This window comes from Jannaschia sp. GRR-S6-38 (assembly GCF_029853695.1).
Taxonomy (GTDB): domain Bacteria; phylum Pseudomonadota; class Alphaproteobacteria; order Rhodobacterales; family Rhodobacteraceae; genus Jannaschia; species Jannaschia ovalis.
This window is the reverse complement of record NZ_CP122537.1, coordinates 1706055-1724806: the sequence shown is the minus strand read 5'-3', so window position 1 is coordinate 1724806 and position 18752 is coordinate 1706055. Positions and strand designations below refer to the sequence as shown.

Genomic DNA, 18752 nt, shown 5'->3' with positions numbered 1-18752 from the left:
CCTCAATGAAGTCACTGTTCAGCGGTGTGTGGAACTTGTCGAAGCGGCTGCCCCTGGGCAAGGCGTTTCGGGGTCGAAGGGGCGGGGCGCGCCGCACCTGTGGCGGGCGCGCCCCGGATCGGGGCGGTTACTGGGCGGCCACCGGCCAGGTCGCGCCACCTTCGCCATAGGCCGCGTCGAGGAGCATCGCTTCCTCGCGCGTGATCATCTCGCCGACGCGCTCATCGAAGACCAGCACCTCGTCCGGATCGGCGGGCGCCGCGGCGGGGTCGAGCCCGTCCTCGGGCGGCAGCAGCGCGGCCAGCTTGGTCGCCGGGTCGAGGCTGCCGATCAGCAGGGCCCCGGTCGGCAGCACGAGCGCCGCGGGCTGGAGCCCGAAATCGGCCAGCGACAGGGTGCTGACCAGATCCGGACGCGCGGCCTCCGCCGCGAAGGCGGCGACGCGCGGGGCGACCAGCTCTTCGCGGGTCGGATCGCCGCCGCCGCCGATCGCCGGCGGCACCAGGCCCTCTTCGCGGGTGAACCCGCCGGAACGCGTGTCGTCGCGGTCGCGCAGCCGGTCCTCGCCCAGGCCGCCGAGCACCACGGCGCCGGAGCGGGTATCGCCGCGCAGCCGGTCGTCGCCGTCCTGGCCCAGGATCAGGTCGCCCCCGCGCGAGCCGTTGACCAAGTCATCGCCCTCGCCACCGTCGATCAGGTCGTCGCCGACGCCGCCGCGGATCTGGTCGTCGCCCGCGCCGCCGAAGATCACGTTGTCGGCCGGGTCGGAGCGGCTGTCGCGTCCGCCCGAGCCGTCGAACAGGAACTGCACGCGCCCAGCCGAGATGCGGTCGTCGCCATCGCCGCCTGACAGGACGTTCGCCCCGTTGACGCCGTTGATGTCGTCCGCGCCGCCCAGGCCCATGATCAGGTTGTTGCGGTCGTTGCCCTCCAGGTCGTCGTCGAATTCGGTGCCGATGACGTCCTCGAAGGCGCTGCCGTTGAAGAGCTGCAGCGACAGCATGTGCTCGCCGCCCGCGACCAGCCCGTTGATCACCTGCCAGCGCATGTCGCCCAGGTCGATCTCGGCCGGCCCGGCCAGGCCGCTCAGGTCGATGCGGTCGCCCGCGTCGTTGGGCAGGCCCAGCGGGCCCGCGACGACGACGTCGTTGCGGCCGATCGCGTTGCGCACCGGCGGCTCGCCGTCGAAGGGATCCCAGTAGCCGCCATCGACGCCGTAGTAGTTGCCGGCATCGAAGTTCTGGAAGGACCGGCCATAGCCTGTCCCCTGGCCCAGGAATCCGGCTTCGACGATTTTGTCGTCGCCCAGCGCCTCGCCCTCGAAGACATAGGTGTCGTTGCCGGCCCCGCCCCAGGCCCAGTCGTCGTCGCCTTCGCCGGCGATCACGTCGTCGCCGCCGGTGCCGACATCGACTAGGTGCAGGCCCGGGACGCGGAAGGGATCGAAATTGCGTCCTTCCTGGCCGCCATAGCCACCATTGGTCCCGTAATCGTCGAAGAAGTCGCCGAAGTAATGCCCGCCATAGGCGCTGAAGCCGTCGGCGGCGTCCTGCGAGCGGCTGACCTCCTCGGCGGCCCACTGGCCCAGCTTCAGGCCCGCGGCCTCGCCGCCGTTGAGGACGGCATGGGCGTTGTCGCCCGCGATCACGTCGTCGCCGGCCTCGCCGCGGATGGTGTCGGCCCCGTCGCCGCCGATCACGATGTCGCCATCCGCGCCGGTCGCGATCAGGTCGTCGGCCACGGCCGCGCCCGTGCTGGCGGCCTCCATCTCGACAACGCGGCCCGCGAAGAGCTGCATGACGCCCTGGTCGCCGATGACGCGGTCGCTGTCGGTATCGGATTGCTGGATCACGGCGCCCTTGTCGGCCCCGCCCACGATCTGAAGGCCCGCCAGGCCCGGCGTGTCGCGATCGGCGCGGAAGACGCCCGGACGGGTTTCCTCGAAGCCGGCCTCGATCCGCAGGCTGAAGCTATCGCCCACGACGTCGCGGAAGATCACGACATTGGCGGGCCGGTCCGGGTTCGCCGGGTCATAGGCCAGGAACTCGCCCGTGAAGGTGAAGCCCTCGGGATCGGCCGCCTCGAGCGAGGTCGTCCCGCTCGCCGTGACCAGCGTGATGAGGCGCGCGGCGGCGTCGGTGAAGGCGTCGCGATCCTCGGCATCGATATAGAGATAGACGTCGTAGGGATCGGTCCCGACCGCCTGCTGGATATTCGCCACGTCCACGCCCAGCACCGCGTTGTTGCGGGCCGAGATGTAGCCGTTGAAGATCCGGCCGTTCTCGGTGTCGGGCTTGAGTTCGTCATGCGCCTCGACCTCGACCCCGCGCGGACGCCGGTCGTCGAGGTTCTGGCCGACGGTCAGGGTGATACCCTCGGCCGTCGTCAGCACCTCGGCCTCGCGCGTCGGCCGCGCCGTGCTGCGCTGCTGGTCGACGCCCGGACCCTCGAAATTGGCGTCGCGCTGGTTGCGCAGCTCCAGATCGCGGGTCGATTCCTGCGCGTTGGTGAAGTTGTTCCAGTCGTCATCGGCAACGAAGCCCGCCTGGTCGTCGACCAGCCCGTTCACGACGCCGGCGCCGAAATTGATGCTGACGGTGGTCACGTCGGTGCCGGTCGCGGCGCCGTCGACGCCGTCATGCGGGCCGCGGTCGCCGGTGTCGATCACGTCGCTGCCCAGACCGCCGAGAACCGCGTCCTCGCCGTTGCCGGTCGCGATCGAGTCGTCATTGGCCTGCGGGCCCGGCGCGTCCAGCGTCTCGATGGTCCGCAGCTCGGGCGCCAGCGGATTGCGCAGCACCAGGACCGCCTTGCCGTTGTCGCCAATCACAGCATCCGCATCCAGCGCGCCCATATCGGCGTCGCCATAGGTGCGGATCAGGTCGCTGCCCGCGCCGCCGAAGACCAGGTCGTTGCCGCCGCCGGTGGCGATCTCGTCGTCGCCGCCGACCTCGAGCGCGGTCGACTCGACCGTGTCGATGGCGTAGCCGCGGCCGACGATCTGGATGCCCGCGATGGTCGCAGGGGAGCGCGGCCGGTCAGGGTTCTCGCCCTCGACAGAAACGGTGATCGTCTGCGATCCGCCGCTCAGGCCCGTGGCCACGACGTAGTTGCCGATGCCGGGCGTTCCGGCCTCGACCCGCTGATAGGTGCCCGCAAAATCGCTGTCCTGCGGATCGTCGACGAAGAAGGTCTGGCCGCCCAGCGTGATCTTGCGCTGCGTATCGATCGCGCGGTCGGTATTGGCGCTGTCGGCATCGAGATAGACGTAGATGTCGTAGCTCTCATAGTGCCCGTCGAGCCCGTCGATCTGCACCTCGATCGTGTCGCCGCGATCGGCCGTCATAAAGCCTTCGAACAGGCGCTGGTCGCCGCCCGGGCCCTCGACGTCGATATCGCGGTGCAGGCCGTTCCGGTTGCGCTGCGTCTCGCCATCCGCATCGACCGCGCGCCAGCTCAGCTTGACGCCCGCCAGGATGTTGCTCGCGTCGTCGCGCACGATCTCCAGCTCGTTGTCGCCGAAGGTCGCCGCGGCTTCCTGCAGATTGATCCAGCCGGCCGAGCGCGGCGCGGGCAGCGTGCTCGCGCTAGTGTCGACCCCGGCGGCCTCGAAGACCGAGGTGTCCTGGTCGCGCCGCTTGTCGGAGCCGAAGTTGAAGCTGACGATGCCGGTGCGGTCGGTCCGCGCGTCGGTGCCGTATTCGCCGGTCCCGGCGAAGGTGATCTCGCCGTGATCGCCCAGCACCACGTCGGCAAGGTTGTCCACCTGGCCCGCATCGATCGTGTCGTCGCCCGCGCCGCCCAGGATCGTGTCCTCGTAGAGCGAGCTGGTGATGACGTCGTCGCCGCCCTGCGTCGGTGCGGTCGAGCGCACGGTCTGCAGCAGGTCGCGGTCGAAGCTGCCCGGCACCGGGGTCGCCAGCGTCAGGTCGAAGACGATCTCGCCATTGTCGCCGAAGATGATGTCGGCGGCGTCCAGCGTCGTCTCGAACCCGGCCACGTGGTCGCCGTGGATCGTGTCGCCGCCCAGCCCGCCGAGGATGACATCCCCGCCCGCACCGCCGGAGATCAGGTCGTCCGCGAAGAAGCTGCCGGTCGCGTCCAGCGTGCCGATGCGGGTGGGCACGCCGCCCGCCTGCTCGACGATGCCGTTATCGCCCAGGATGACGTCGTCGCCGTCCAATTCGGGCGCGCCGTTCACCTCGTCATTGCCGTGGATCGCGTCGCCGCCGGCGCCGCCGATGATCGTGTCGCTGCCCGCGTTGCCGCGGATCAGGTCGTCGCCGCCGCGGGCCTGCTCGACCGAGACGGCGCGCGTCAGGATCGTCTCGACCGTCGCGCCGATCTCGGGCGCGGAAAGGATGGGGCTCGCGTAATCGTACTCGGCCCGGCCCAGATCGCCGAAGACGAGGTCGCTGCCGGTGCCTGCAGTAATCGAGTCATCGCCCTCACCGCCCATGGCGAGGTCGTCGCCCGCGCCGGTGACGATCAGGTCGTCGCCGCCATCGTCATCGGCGATGGCGAGGACCATGCCCTTGCCCCAGCGCACCAGGTCGGTCTGGTCCTCGGGCAGGGTCGAGATGCGGAAGCCGGAGGTCGCGTCGAGCGTCACCGAGAAGTCGGGCGCGATCGTCATCGAGGACGCGTCGTTGTCGGTGATCAGCCGCGGCTCTTCCAGGAATCCGGTGCCGTTGTTGATGTCGACGAAGAGGCCGATCAGCCCGGTATCGCCGGTCTCGAACGGATCGTCGGCGCGGCCGGTCGAGCGGTCGGGGACCGGCAGGATCTGGTTGCCGGTCAGCACGCCGGGGGCGAAGGGCGCCGTCGCCAGCCCGAGGATGACCTCGGGCGACTGGCCCAGCCGGGTCACGATGGCGCCTGCGTCGTCGGTGTAATCGACCGGGGCCACGAAATCGACGCGGCCGGTATCGCCCAGCACGACGTCGTCGCCGGTGCCGGTGGTGATGATGTCCGAGCCCGCGCCGCCGAAGACGATCAGGTCCAGCGTCGAGGACGCGCCGTCGAAGAGGTCATCGCCGCCCTGCAGCTCGACCGCGAGCGCGCCGTCGGCCGGATCGACGATCGCCCAGCCCGCGACGAGGTCCAGCCCGTCGAAGGGCGCGTCGACGAAGAGCTGGTTGCCGGCGCCGCCGGTGATCCAGCGCTCGCCCAGCACCGCGCCGCCCGCGTCGAGGATGCGTAGGATCTGGCCGGAATAACCCGTGGCGTCGAAACCCGCATCGAGCGTCAGCACGTTGCGGAAGCCGTTGCCCAGCTCGGGCAGCTCCAGCGCGATGGCGCTGCCGGATGCGAGCTCTCGCTCGGCGTCGTGCAGATCGGCCGTGACGGTGTCGCCGGCACGGACGCCCGGCTGGTTGATGTCGACGATCTCGTCGCCGGTGCGCAGGATCGTCCAGACCTGCCCGCCATCGGCGCGCGTCGGCGTGCCGATGATCTCGAAATCGTTGTAGCCGGCTCCGAGGGTGATATCGAGCACCTCGAGATTGCCGAAGGTGATCCCGCCGAGGCGCTCGCGCCCGCCGATGATCACGTCCGGCCCCATGTTCAGGCCCGACAGACGGTTGCTGGACAGCAGGCCCGAACTGTCGGCCAGGCTGTCGTCGTCATTGACGAAGAGCACGTCGATCGCCTGCGTCTCGTCGACGAAGAAGTTCAGGCTCTCGCTGGTGATCGCGTAGCCCACGACGCCGTCGAAGCTCTCGGTCGGCACGCCCTCCGCGTCGGTGGCCAGCTCGTAGGCCTCGTTGAGCGTGAAGGTGACGGTGCCGTCGGGGTTGATCTCGGCGGCGATGATCAGGCGGAACTGGTCGGTGACCGAAGGCGCGTTTTCGGCCCCGGTGATCTCCAGCGTCTTGCCCACCAGCTCGGCAATCTCGTCATCGGTGGCGAGGCCCGCGCCGGTGCCCGGCAGGCGCAGCCGCAGCTCGGTCAGCACCGCGTCGGTCAGGTCGGAGCGGTCGATCGTGACCGTCGGGCTGGCCGCGTCGTTGGCGATATCGGCTTCGCCGATGGCGGGCTTCACGTTGATCTCGCCCGGCAGCATCAGCGGCGCGCGCAGGCCCGCGGTCGACCCGCTGCCGCCCGCGCCGTCGGTCAGGACCGGCCCGAGGATACCGGCCAGCGTGGCCGGGCCCGGCGCGAAGACCTTAGTGTCGCCGCCGTCGAAGACCGCGTCGTCCACCGCCGCAACGGTGATGATCAGCGGCACGTCCCAGTTGTCCGCGTCGAAGCTGGCCATCACCTTGGTGACGACGTTGCCGCCGGAGTCGAAGACCTGGTTGCCGCTCGGGTCGAGCGCGTCGACCTCGGTGATCGGCACGGTGACGCCGTCGCGCGTGATGCCGGTGATCTGAAGCTGCACAAGGTCGTGGCGGATTCCGCCCGTCTTGGTGGTCTTGGTGATCAGCTCGGTCAGGTCGACCTCGACCGTGTCGCTGGGCTGGCCCGTCAGGACCAGCTCGTAGGTGTCGGTCTTGCCGCCCTCGATCACGTCGGTCGAGCCGCCGGTCTCGCGCAGCAGCATCGTGGGCGCGTCGTCGTCCGAGATGGTGACCAGCACGCTCTCGGCGAAGGCCGTGGCGAAGGTGGGAACCGCGTAGGAATAGGTAGCCGCGATGATGCCCGCGCGTTCGGTCGGCTGGCCCGCCGGATCGAGGAACACCACGGTCCCCGAGTTCGGGACCAGTTCGAAATCCACGCCCTCGACCAGCGGGATGCCGTCGATGGTCAGGCTGGCGATCGCGGTGGGCACTTGGCCAAGCCCGATCGAGGTGACCGGCGCGCTGCCGGGAATGTCGAGCGTGAGCGACTCGGCGGACGCGCTCGCGCTGGTGAAGTTCGGAACGAAGCCGAAGCGGATCAGCGCGTTATGCGCGCCCTCGCGCTTGGTGTCGTCGGTCGCGCGGACCTCGATGTCGAAGCCGCTCAGCGCGTTGGTCGCGTCGAAGGCGAGCTCGGTCAGCGGCGTGTCATAGGGCCCGCCCACCTTGTAGAGCTCGATCTGCGTGCTGTCGTAATCCAGCGTCAGCGTGAACTGCTGCCCGGCCGCCAGCGCCTGGTTCAGGCGCAGCTTCATCGCGTCGCGCTCGTCGGTCTGGTCGCCATCGGCGCCCTCGATGACCGTCGTGATCGTGTTGTCATCCGCGACCACGGCGCCGGCCCCGTCCAGCGTCCAGGTCTGGTCGACGATCAGGCCGGGCGTGTCGTTGTCGTTGATCGTGACCTCGACGCTGCGCGCCTGCAGCCCGTCATAGAGCTTGATGCGGAAGACGGAATCCGCCCCCGGATCGACGTCGAAGACGCCGTTCAGGGTCAGCTCGGTCGCCGTGTTGCCGAGGATCAGCAGCTTCTGGCCCGCGCCGGTGCCGCCGATGATCTCGAGCTCGCGCCCGATCAGGCTGTCGGGGTCGCCGAAGGTCAGCGGGCTGCCGTCATTCGTATTCGCCGTCAGCGTCGCGCGGTCGTCGAACCGCGCTTCGGCCGGGATCTCGACCACGGTGCCGACCACGCCGGTCAGCGCGTCGTCCACCCGCAGGATGAAGGCCGAGTCGGTCGTCGGCACGTCGCCGGTCGTCCAGTCGCGGTCCAGATCGAAGGTCAGCGTGCCGCCATTGTCGGTCACGCCGGTCACGAAGCGGGACTGGCCGAAGCCCGGCCCTTCCGAGATCGTGATCTGGCGGCCCAGCAGGTCGTCCGCGGTCAGCGTGCCGAAGGGCGCCTTGGCCACGGTGATCGCGGATCCGCCGGCCGCCGACACGGTGCCGACATTTCCGACGACATTCTGGCCCGACTTGAAGGAATGCGTGACCACGCCGTTGGTCTGCCCCTCGAAGGCGGCATCGTCGAAGTTGAAATCGACCGGCGTGTTGGCCTGGCCGGCAAGGTCGCCGCGGGTGAACAGCGCGCCGGGCAGCTCCTGCCGGACGCCGTCGGCGATGACCTTCACCTCCTGCGCGACGTTCCAGTTATCCGCGGTGAAGACCAGCGTGACGGCCGAGCCGTCGGATTTGACGGTCGCCCCCGTCGCATCGCTGTCGACGCGGAAGGCATAGCGGCCCTGGTTGCGCCCGTCGGGCGAGGGCAACGGCGCGCCCACCACGACCTCGACGTCGCGGCTGGGCGCGCGGGTCAGCACGATCGAGTAGAGATCGCCGACGCTGTCACCCTCGTCCACGATGGTCGAGCCCTGGGTTTGGGTGACGATCGCGAAGGCCTGCTCGTTGTCGCCGACATTGGCCGAGACGCCGAAGACCTTTTGGCCGTCATAGCGCGCGTCCGAGGACTCCATCGAATGCGCGATGATGCCGGAATGGCCGCGCAGGTCGTTGGACACGACCGGCGGGGTGGCGCCGCTGGCGTTGAACGTGTCCGACCCCAGGCCCCCGAAGAGCTGGGTGAAGACCGACGATTTGGTCGATTGCAGGAAGAACCGGTCGTCGCCCTCGCCGCCATCGACGATCAGGTTTTCGATATTGACGAAGTTGACGTTCAGCCCTGCCCCGAAGACGCCCTCGTCAGTGATGACGAAATCGTCGCCGAACTCGGTGCCGATCACGATCAGCGTGTCGAACCCGTCGCCGCCGTTGATGTTCACCGGCGCGCTGACCGCGTAGCGCATCGTGTCCGCACCGGCGCCGCCGGTCAGGTCGGTGCGCTCGCGCGCCGGCTCGGAGGAGCCGGCCAGCGCGAAGGCGCGGACCTCGAACAGGTCGTCGCCCGCATCGCCGTTAAGCTGCAGCACGGCCTTGTTGTAATAGATCACGAAGCTGTCGTCGCCGATGCCGCCATTGATCGTCATCGGGAAGCTGATGCCGTTCGACAGGAAGCCGCGCGTCGTCTGCAGCGTCATGTAGAAATCTTCCGCGTCGATCCCGGTGTCGATCCCGCCATTGTCGACGTTCACGTTGCGTGCCGTACGGAAGAGTTGGCCGATCTGGAACTGGTCGGCGCCCGCGCCGCCGTTCAGCGTCATCTCGGCCGCCGTGTCGTCGGAGGCGAAGAGGTCGTCGCCGCCGCCGCCATTGACGATGATGCGCTCCAGCGTCTTGCCGTAATTCACCCGCTCGGCGTTGAAGTCGCCGTTGAGCATCGCGACGAAGGCGTTCGCCCCCGAGGCGTCGGCGCGGATCAGGAAGCGGTCGTCGCGATCGGTGCCGTTGATCTCGAGGATGTCGACATCCGCGGCGTCGAGGCCGGAATCGACCAGCCCGATCTCCGACGAGGTCGTGCCGCCGGCCAGGTTGACGCGGTAGGTGTCCCCGCCATCGCCGCCGTTCAGCGTGTCCGAGCCCTTGGTGACCAGGATCACGTCCTCGCCGCCGCGGCCGAACACCGCGTCCGGACCGGTGCCGCCGTCGAGGCTGTCATTGCCTTCCCCGCCGTCGAGGAAGTCGCCCTGCCCGCCGCCGCGCAGGTCGTCATTGCCGTCCTCGCCCATCAGGCTGTCGGCCCCGCCCTCACCCAGCACGAGGTCGTCGCCGCCGCCCGCGCGGACGGTGTCGTTGCCCATGCCGGCGAAGATGATGTCCTTCGACCCGCCCGCCGTGATCACGTCGCTGGCGCCGCTGGCGCCCACGGCCAAGCGCGGTGTCAGCGTGTTCACGTTGGTGGCGTCTGTGATCGCCGTCAGGTTCGCCAGGAAGCCGTCGGCATCGTTGCCCGTCAGCGAACTCAGGATGCGGCCGGTGTCGCCGAAGATCAGGTTGTTGCCTTCGCCGCCCGCGATGGTGTCGAAGCCTTCGCCGCCGAAGATGATGTCGCTGTCGCCCTGGCCGTCGATATTGTCGTCGCCCTCGGCGCCGAAGATCACGTCCTGGCCGCTTCCGCCGAAGATGGTGTCCTTCGCGCCCGCGCCGTCGACATCGGTGACGCCGCCTCTGTGCAGCGCCGCGACGGCGCCGACGGTCTTCAGGGGATCGCCGCTGTCGAAGGCGATCACCCCGCCATCGCCCAGGATCAGGTCGCGCCCGCCCTCGCCCGACAGGTTGTCGCTGTTGCCGCCGCCGATGATGATATCGTCGCCCGCGCCACCGAAGAGCGTGTCGCGCCCGTCCGTGGCCCGTGCCTCGGCCGAGATGACCAGTTCGCGGATCTCGCCCGCGTCGCCGAAGAGCAGGTCGTTTCCGCCGCCGCCGCCCAGGCTGTCGTCGCCCGCGCCGCCGGTCAGGTGATCGGACGCGCTGGAGCCGATGATCGTGTCCCGCCCGGCCCCGCCGTCGAGGATGTTGTAGCGCGTGGTCGCGAGCGCGCCGGACGAGCCGAGGAACTCAATCCGGTCATTGCCGGCTCCGCCACGAATGTCGAAATGCACCTCGTCGCCGCGCCAATTGTGCAGGAAGACGCGGTCGTCGCCGATCCCGCCATCGACCACCAGCGTCGCGCCCGGCGCGATTTCGTAGCGAAACTTGTTGTCCACGGTCGGGCTGTCGGGCCCGAAATCGCCCCAGATATCGACCAGGATATTGCCGTTGGCCGCCAGGCCGACCTTCTCGATGTTGATCGTCTCGCCGAAATCGTTGGTGTTGCCCAACAGGCGCTCGGCGGCGAAGCGACCGGTGTTCAGCACCAGGTCGCCGTTCGGCGCCTCGGAGGCCACGATCGGAGGCCGGAAGAAGTCGATATCGAAGGTCAGCAGCGTGATCGGATTGACCAGATCGAACTGCTTGTTGATCTCGAACAGGCCCAGGTCGATCTTCAGGAAGGCGAAGAGCCGCGCGAAGATCTCGCCCGAGACGTCGAAAATCGCCAGCGGGGCCAACAGCTTCTCGCCATCGGTCGGCGCACGCAGCTGGTTGGTGAAGTTGGATTCCAGCTCGTTCAGGCGCACCCGGCCGTCATTGTCGGGGTCGAACAGGTCGAACAGGATCTCGATGAAGAGCCCGCCCGCGACGCCCGCGCTGGCCACGCCGAGGTTCAGCTCGGCCGCGGCGGTGATGCCGCCCAGGAAGCGCAGTTCGGGCACGTCGGCGCCGGTGCCGTCCGCGTTGGCGCGGTCCGAGACATAGAGGCCGTTCAGCAGGAGCAGCGGGTTGCGGAAGCCGGTATCGACGAATTTCTGGATGCCGATCGTGTCGTAGCCGAAGGCGAAATCGGCCGTGAACTCGATCTGCAGGCCCAGCGATACGCCCAGCGGTCCGAAGATCGAGAAGAAGAACTTCTTCTCGAACTCGGCCACCAGCGGCGCGAGGTCGTAGGTGACCAGCGTCGCCGGGTTGCCCATCAGAAGGCCGAAGACCTGCGTGGGGTCGGTCAGGATCGGGAAGGCGAAGGCGCCGTTCGCCAGAAGCTTGTTCATCGTCGAGGCGGACTTGTTTCCGCCCGAGGCCTGCTGGTTCAGGCTCGCCTTCGTGTCCTGCGTCTTCAGCGAGCCGTTGGACTTCTTCTGCTCGAAGGTCGATTTCCCCGAGAAGCCGTCCGAGAAGGGATTGCTGCCGCCGGCCCCGGAGATCGTGTCGAAGATCACGAAATCGCCGATCGGGACCATTAGGCCCTCGGCCGAGGACAGCTCGTTGATGGTGTTGATCAGCGAGATGACGTCCGCGATGGCGCGGATCAGGCGCGGGTCGACCTTGCCGGCCGTGGCCGCGATGTCGAGCATGGTCAGGTTCACGCCGAACGTGTCGATCAGCGGGATCGGCGCGGTCAGGAAATCGATCAGCGGCTGCAGCGGCTCGGTGACCTCGGCCACCTTCTCGACGATCGGGCCCAGCACGTCGGTCAGGTATTCGCCCACATCCAGCTGCACGCTGTTGAAGGCGAGATATTTCATGCCCTCGGACAGGGCCTGGCCCAAATCGCCCGACTGGCCGTCGCCGATCAGCACATAGGTCTGGTCGAGCTGCCAGAGAAACTCGAAATCGGCCATGATCGACGGGAAGCCCGAGCTGGAATTGCCGCCCAGCAACTCGTTGGAAATGCCCAGCGTCAGATCCAGCATCGCCGCCGCTTCGGCGTAGATGTTCAGGTTCAGCCCGATCTGCCCGAATTCGGCCAGCCCCAGCCGGCCGGTATCGTCATTGGCGTTGTCCGCGACGCCGTCGGTGACGTCCATCGAGATCCGCGCCAGAAGCTGCGTGATCTCGTTCTCAAGGTCGCCATCCAGGTCGCGCCCGACATCGTCGGTCTTCGCCGTCAGGCCGAGGAAGCCCAGCTTGCCGGTGATCTCGCCGCGCGGCGTCGCCGTGGCGGTGAATTCCAGCTCGTCCTGGCTGCTGACGTCGAGGTAGAAGCCGTCCACCGCCGACAGGCCGAAGCCCAGCTCCAGCGACCATTCGAGGTCGAGATCCATCTCGGCATCGCTCTCGAGCCCGAGGCCCGGAATGCCGATATCGAAGCCCAGATCGATATTGCGCAGGTTCGCGGGCAGGATCTTCTGGCCCAGCGTGAAGGCCCAGAAGATGTCGGCGGTGCTCGGCGCCGCGCCGTTGAACAGCACGTCCGCCAGCGCCTCGGCGTCGAGCGCGATGTAGTCGCCCGCCGTGTCCGGACCGTCGGTCAGGTCGGCATCTTCCAGCGCCTGCAGCAGGTTCAGCCCGTCCGGGCCCAGCAGGTCGAAGATCAGGTTCGAGATGAGGTTGAGGTCGGGATCGGTGAAATCCTCCGCCGCGTCCTCGATATTGTCGATCGCGACCCGGAAATCGCCGATGAAGCCCTCGCGGAAATCGCCGATAAAATCGGCCGCGTCGGCGAAGGCGCTGCCGACCAGCGGCAGGTTCAGCTGCGACAGCGTGCCGAACAGGTTCTCGCCCAGAAGCCCGAGGATCTGGTCGAACCCGTCGGTGGCCAGCCGGATGTTGTCGAAGATCGACAGCTCCGACAGGTCGAAGCCCGTCAGGAAGGACACGAGGTCGCTGATGTCGATGATGACCGCGCTGTCGCCCACCGCGGCGTCGAGGCCGGCGGCGTCGCTCACCACCGTAAGGTTGGCGATATTGGCCAGGTCGCCCTGGTTGCCGACGGCGTTGCCTTCCGAATCCTCGGTGATCGCATTGCCCACGCGGATCGCGCCGATGTAGTTGCTGTCGCTCGGGAAGAAGACCGGCAGCACGCCTTCCACGGTGCCGAACGCGCCGCTCTGGTTGCCGGTGATCGAGAAGGCGTCGCCGACGGACAGGTCCGACAGCGCGACGTAATCGGTGAAGGTCGCAGCCAGTTCGGCGCCGGCATTGATGGCGACATAGGCCTTCTCGGCGCCGTTGTTCTGAATCGCCAGCGCCAGCGGCCCGAGCGAGGCGTTGAAGGCGAGATCCTCGCCCGCGACGCCCAGCGTCGCCTCCAGCCCGGTCTCGTCGAGCAGGAACAGCGCGTCACCGATCGGCGTGTCGCTGTCGGTCACGGTGTTCAGGTCGACGCCGAAGGCCAGCGTCATGAACACGCCCGCATTCGCCGCCAGCCCGGCCGAGCCCGAGAAGTCCACGATCCCGTCGAGGCCCAGGTCGTCGAAGATGTCGCCGAAGCCCAGATCGGCGAAGCCCACGTTCACGCTGTCCGAGAACAGCGTCCCGATATTGAGCGAGAAGGTCAGCAGGTCCTTGCCGTCGACCTCCTCGAAGCCGATCTCGAAGGCTTGGATGTCGCCCGGATCGACCTCGCCCGTGGCCAGCGCGAAGGCTTCGCCCAGCGTGGCCGAGGACAGGCCGATCGCGTCGTTGAGCGCATCCTCGAGGAATTGCAGCGAGCCCGCGGGGTTGGCCCGCAACTCGTTGACGAAGTCGCGCAGGTCGTCGGCCATCGCGAGCAGGTCGCGCAGCGACTGGTTGAGCACCGGGATGTCGGTGTCGAGGAACTCGAAGCTCTCGAACTCGGCAAGGAAGTCGGTGACCAGGATCAGCGCGTCGAGGATCTCGTTGATCCCGAAATTGCCGAAGCCGTCGCTCAGGATCGCGCTGGGATCAATGCCGCTGAAATTCGTGCCGACCGAGGGCCGCAGCGTGACGTCGTCGATGGTGCCGGTCTGAAGGTCGAGGCCTTGCGCCGCGCCCTCCACGATGCGGAAATCCTCCACCGTGACGGTCGTCGTGCCGGCATCTTCGGTCAGTTCGGAGATCGTCGCGTCGAAGACCAGCCCGGCACCGTCGGAGAAGCGCAGATCGGCGCCCACGGCCAGGATGTCGGTCACGTCCTGCCCGACGGTGAAGCTGTCGGGCCCGGTGACGGTCAACCCGCCGAAGGTTTCGAACCGCGTTCCGAGGAACGGATCGCCCAGCGCGAGGATGTCGATCTCCAGCGGCACCGAGGCGCTGCCGCCCAGAAGCTGACTGCTGATCGCGTCGAACCCGGCCGAGCCGGTCTTGAGCGACAGCGACAGATCGGCGCCGCCGAAATCGGACGCGCCGTCCTTGAACTCGATCTGCGGGATGGCGAGGATGTCGAGCGGCGCGGCGCCGTTGCCCAGCGCCTCGATCAGCTCGCCCACGGTGACGATGTCGTCCTCGGCGACCGAACCCTGCGACGTGTTCAGCCCGAGCGTCGCCTTGGCCGCGAAATTCGCCTCTCCGGTCAGGTCGGCGCCGATGAAGCCCAGCATCGCCTCGGCCACCACCCCGGTCTGCAGGATGCCCTGCCCGCCGCCCTGCCCGGCGGTGCCGACGACGCCGGACAGCCGCACGCCCTGCGCATCATCGGTCCCGTCGCCGTCCAGGTCCACATCGACGATGGCGTCGATGGTGAAGCTGTCGGCCTCGAGGTTGCCCACGCCAGTCAGCTTGATCGTCGTCCCGATCCAATCGGTCAGGTCCAGCGTCGCGGAATAGATCACGTCGCCCGCGCCGAAGACGCGCAGGTCATTCAGCAGGCGCCCGGCCTCGGCCTCGAAAGTCAGGCTGCCGATCTCGGACAGGTCGTCGCCATGCAGGAAGAACCGGTCCGAAAGCTGCACGCCGCCGATGGCGCTGCCGGTGATGACGCCGTCGGGCGTCTCGCTCTCGCCCTCGGCGGGCACGATATTGGTGTCGGTGCCCGCGATCCCCAGCTGCGTCGCCGCATCCGAGCCGTTGGTGCCCTCGATCGCGCGCAGCAGCACGCCGCCCTGGTCGTAGGTGACGCGCAGCGACTTGCCGGACTCGTCCTCGGGCGTGTCGGGATCGTCGGGCGTGATTTCGACCACGAGACCCGGAACCGCCGCCTGCATGGCCGCGATCACATCGCCAAGACTGGTCGCCGCGGACAGGTCGACCCCGACGACGCTGTCATCGTCCAGACGGATCAGCAGGTCGTCATTGTTCGCCACCGCCGCCTCGAAGCCCAGCTCCGGCGCGGCCGCGACCGAGAAATCCGCCGCGCTCAGCGTGTCGTCGATCAGCGTAAGGACCAGGACGCCGCCCTGGTAATCGGCGGCGATCCGGTTGGTCAGGTCGACGGTGGCGCCGCCCGCGTCCTCCGCCAAGGCAAGCGCGTTGCCCAGATCGGCGGCGAGGTCGACGATGTTGCGGTTCAGCGTCTTGGTGGCGCCGCCCTCGACCGCCAGCGTGTCCGCCGCGGGGATCGTCACCGTGTAGGCCATGCCGTCCAGCGTCAGGTTCAGCACGATGTCGCTGGGGGACACGCCGACCGCCGGCGCGACCGCGCGCGCCGCCTTGACGCTGCCCACGGCGGACTGCCCGTCATTGATGCCGAGGATCGCGATGGCCGGATCGGTATCGGCCACGCCCAGCGTCACCGTGTCGGTATCGACATCGGCCGTGAAGACCAGTTTACCGGTCGGATCGGCCGAGACCGTCACCCCCGTCAGCTGCGCGTTGATCGCATCGACGAGATCGGACGTCGTGACCCGCAGATCCTGATCGGCCAGCGTGACCGTCGCACCATTGACGGTGAATTCCAGCGTCGCCACGGCGGGCGGCACGGCGGTGCCGCTGATCGCCGGGGCGTCCTTCGCCTCGACATCCAGCGCGCTCAGCAGGGTGTTGGGCTCAAGGTCGCCGGTATCCGACGGCAGGTCGCCCGGCTGCGACGGGTTGGGCGTCAGGTCGATCCCCAGCCCGAATTGCAGGTCGCCCGTGCCGGTCAGCACCAGCCGGCTGTCGGAGGTCAGCTCGGCGATGTCCCCGAGATTGAGATCGAAGGAGGTGTCCAGCTCGACCGCGAACAGGGCCTTCGTCAGGTCCAGATCGAAGGTCAGGCGGTCCTCGTCCATGTCGTAATTCACCGAACCGGTCGGAATCACGTCGTTGATCAGGCGGATGAAATCCTGCACCGAATCGAAGGTCGGCGTGTTGAACCGGTCGATCAGGCGCGAGACATCGTCGCCCAGCCCGGTATTGTCCGACAAGGCATCGGGCGTCAGCTCCAGCGTGCCTTCCGCGACCGTCGCGCCGTTCTTGCGCAGCGTGACGCGAGTCGCGATTGCCGCCGTGATGGCGGCGAACTTGCCCGTCAGATCGCCGATCGGCGCGCTGTTGAGCCCGATCAGAATTCCGCCCAGATCGTCGTCGAAGACCACCTCGTCGATATCGTCGTCGAGGATCGCGGTGGTCAGGGTGGACCCGTCGCCGCGGAACTCGAAATAGCGGCCCAGGCCGATATTGCTCAGCGCCGTGTTTAGGTCGGTGACCAGCTTGTTGTCGCCATCCTTCACCCCGTCGCCGCCGCGATCGTAGAGCAGCAGGTCCGACACCACGCCCGCGATATCGGCGATCTGGCTCAGCCCGCCCGCGATGAAGGGGATCTCGATCTCCGAAAGCAGCGAAGACTGCGATGCGTCGTCCAGCCAGACGATGAAATCGGCCAGAACGCCGACCAGGTCCTCGGGCGAGAAATCGTTGAAGTCGAGGAAATCGGAATTCGCGTCGAAGCTCACGTCCGGGGCGATGCCGTCGAACAGGTCCCCGTCGCTGAACACGAACTGCAGCGACCCGGCCAGCCCGGGCACGCCGGTCTTCGCCGTCAGATCCAGCGTGCCGCTCAGCCCGGCGGTCCCGCCCAGCGTGATCGTGTCGGCGGTGAAGTCGTAATCCGCCCCGGTCACCGACGGCGTCAGCGCCGTCAGCAGATCCGCCCCGGCGGTCGTGCCGTCGAAAGCCACGGTGCCGGTCGCCGATTGCAGGCCGGCATTGGCCGCCAGATCGCCCGTCAGCGTGCCCTCCAGGATGCCCAGCGTCGCCGTCGCGTCGAGCGTCGCCTCGACCTCGGCCCCGATGCCGAGGCTTTCGATCCGGCCCGTCACGCCGGACGTGCCCGCCACGAAGGACGCTTCCAGCACCGCGCCCACGCCCAGCTTGGCCGTCGCCTGCAGCTCCAGCCCGACAGCGTCGATATTGGCGCCCAGATCGACGTCGAAATCCGTCTGCCGCGCGCCGGTCAGCGCAAAGTCGAAGACCACGTCGCCCGCGGTGGACAGGCCCAGCGCGACATCGGTCAGCGCCAGCCCCAGATCGCCCAGTCCCGACAACCGCGAGGTGATCTCGTCGCGGACCAATTCGGTCGCGCTCGAGGTGAAGCCGAACAGCGTCGCGATATCGTCGCCCGCCGCGGTCGTGACCCGCACCGCCGCGACATCGTCCGCGGTGACCTGGAAGGCCAGCCGGCCGCCCTCGGGCGCGTCGAGGCGCAGGCGCGAGGCGATATCGTCCACGGCGGAGAAATCCTCGGCCACGCCCGCCGCGATCGCGTCGTAGACGGACTCGCCCGTGGGCACGTTGACCGCGACCGCCGCGGTAAAGACCGTGCCATCAGTCGTCTCGACCTCGACATCGATGTTGAAGTCGTCGATCGCGCCGGTCGCATCGAAATCCGCCACGACCTTCGGGCTCAGCAGCGCGGGCCCGAGGCCCTTCACCGATTTCGACAGCCCCGCCAGGTCGCCCGCGAAATCGCCCGCCGTCGCGCTGGCATCGTCGATCAGGCTCAGCATCTCCGCGCGGGTGGCGTCGATCCATTCGAACAGGTCCAGCGCCGCGCCGATGGTCACCTCGGCCTGCCCCAGGATGGTCGAGCCGCCCACGAACGGGAATTGCGCCGCAAAATCGCCGGCCTCCGACAGCCCGCGCAGCAGCCCGCCCAGCTGCCCCATGCCGTCCTCGATCGCATCGTGCACATCCGCGACATCGAGCAGGAGATCGGGGTCGATCCATTCCGACAGCGACCCCGTGGGCCGCGTGAAGGTGTCCGTACCCTCGCCGGACTCGAAAATGACGACCGGCGCACCGGCGCCGCCCAGCATCAGGTCGCCCAGGGTCAGGCTCTCGTCGGCGGCGGTGCCCTCGACGGTGATCGTGCTCAGGCTGTTGAGCGCCCAGCGGTCGATCTCGGAGCTGTCGCTGTCGTCGGTGGCGACCAGGTCGTCGCCGTCCAGATCCAGGGTGATCGCGGTCAGCGCCCCGCCGAGCGAGATGATCGGATCCGCCGACAGCAGGATCCGCGGCTCCATCGCCTCGACGTCGAGCCGTTCGCTGCTGGGCCGCTTTCGGGGTTTGGTCAGGATCGCTGCGGCGGAGGAGGCGCGGAGCAAGCTCGATTTGCCCGATCCGTCACCAGACGATTTGATCGGACCGTCGAAAGCAAAATCCTTCATCGCAACCCCGCGAAAACAAATTGAACGGGGACGCGGCCTCGATCACGCAAGATCACAGGTTGCGGGCCGATCGACCCAAGGCGCACCGCCCGCAAAAGCAGCTGTGCGAATTGCCTGCCTCACGAAGTCCTGAAAGTCATGCAAATTTTTCATTTTCGTCTGGACGCAAGTCAAATCTGTACCAATTGCGCCCGTCGGCAGCCAATCGCGCAACAATGAAATG

1 protein-coding gene is annotated in these 18752 nt (G+C 68.1%); it reads right to left on the bottom strand.

What is annotated here, in order from left to right:
- Positions 1-127: 127 nt before the first annotated feature.
- Entirely contained in the window at positions 128-18529 is an 18402-nt protein-coding gene (locus P8627_RS08845; protein ID WP_279963741.1) for a calcium-binding protein, read from the bottom strand.
- Between the last annotated feature and the right edge of the window lie 223 nt (positions 18530-18752).

Coding starts and splice junctions, on each gene's coding strand:
- P8627_RS08845 (WP_279963741.1), bottom strand. CDS start 18,529: ATGAAGGATTTTGCTTTCGACGGTCCGATCAAATCGTCTGGTGACGGA.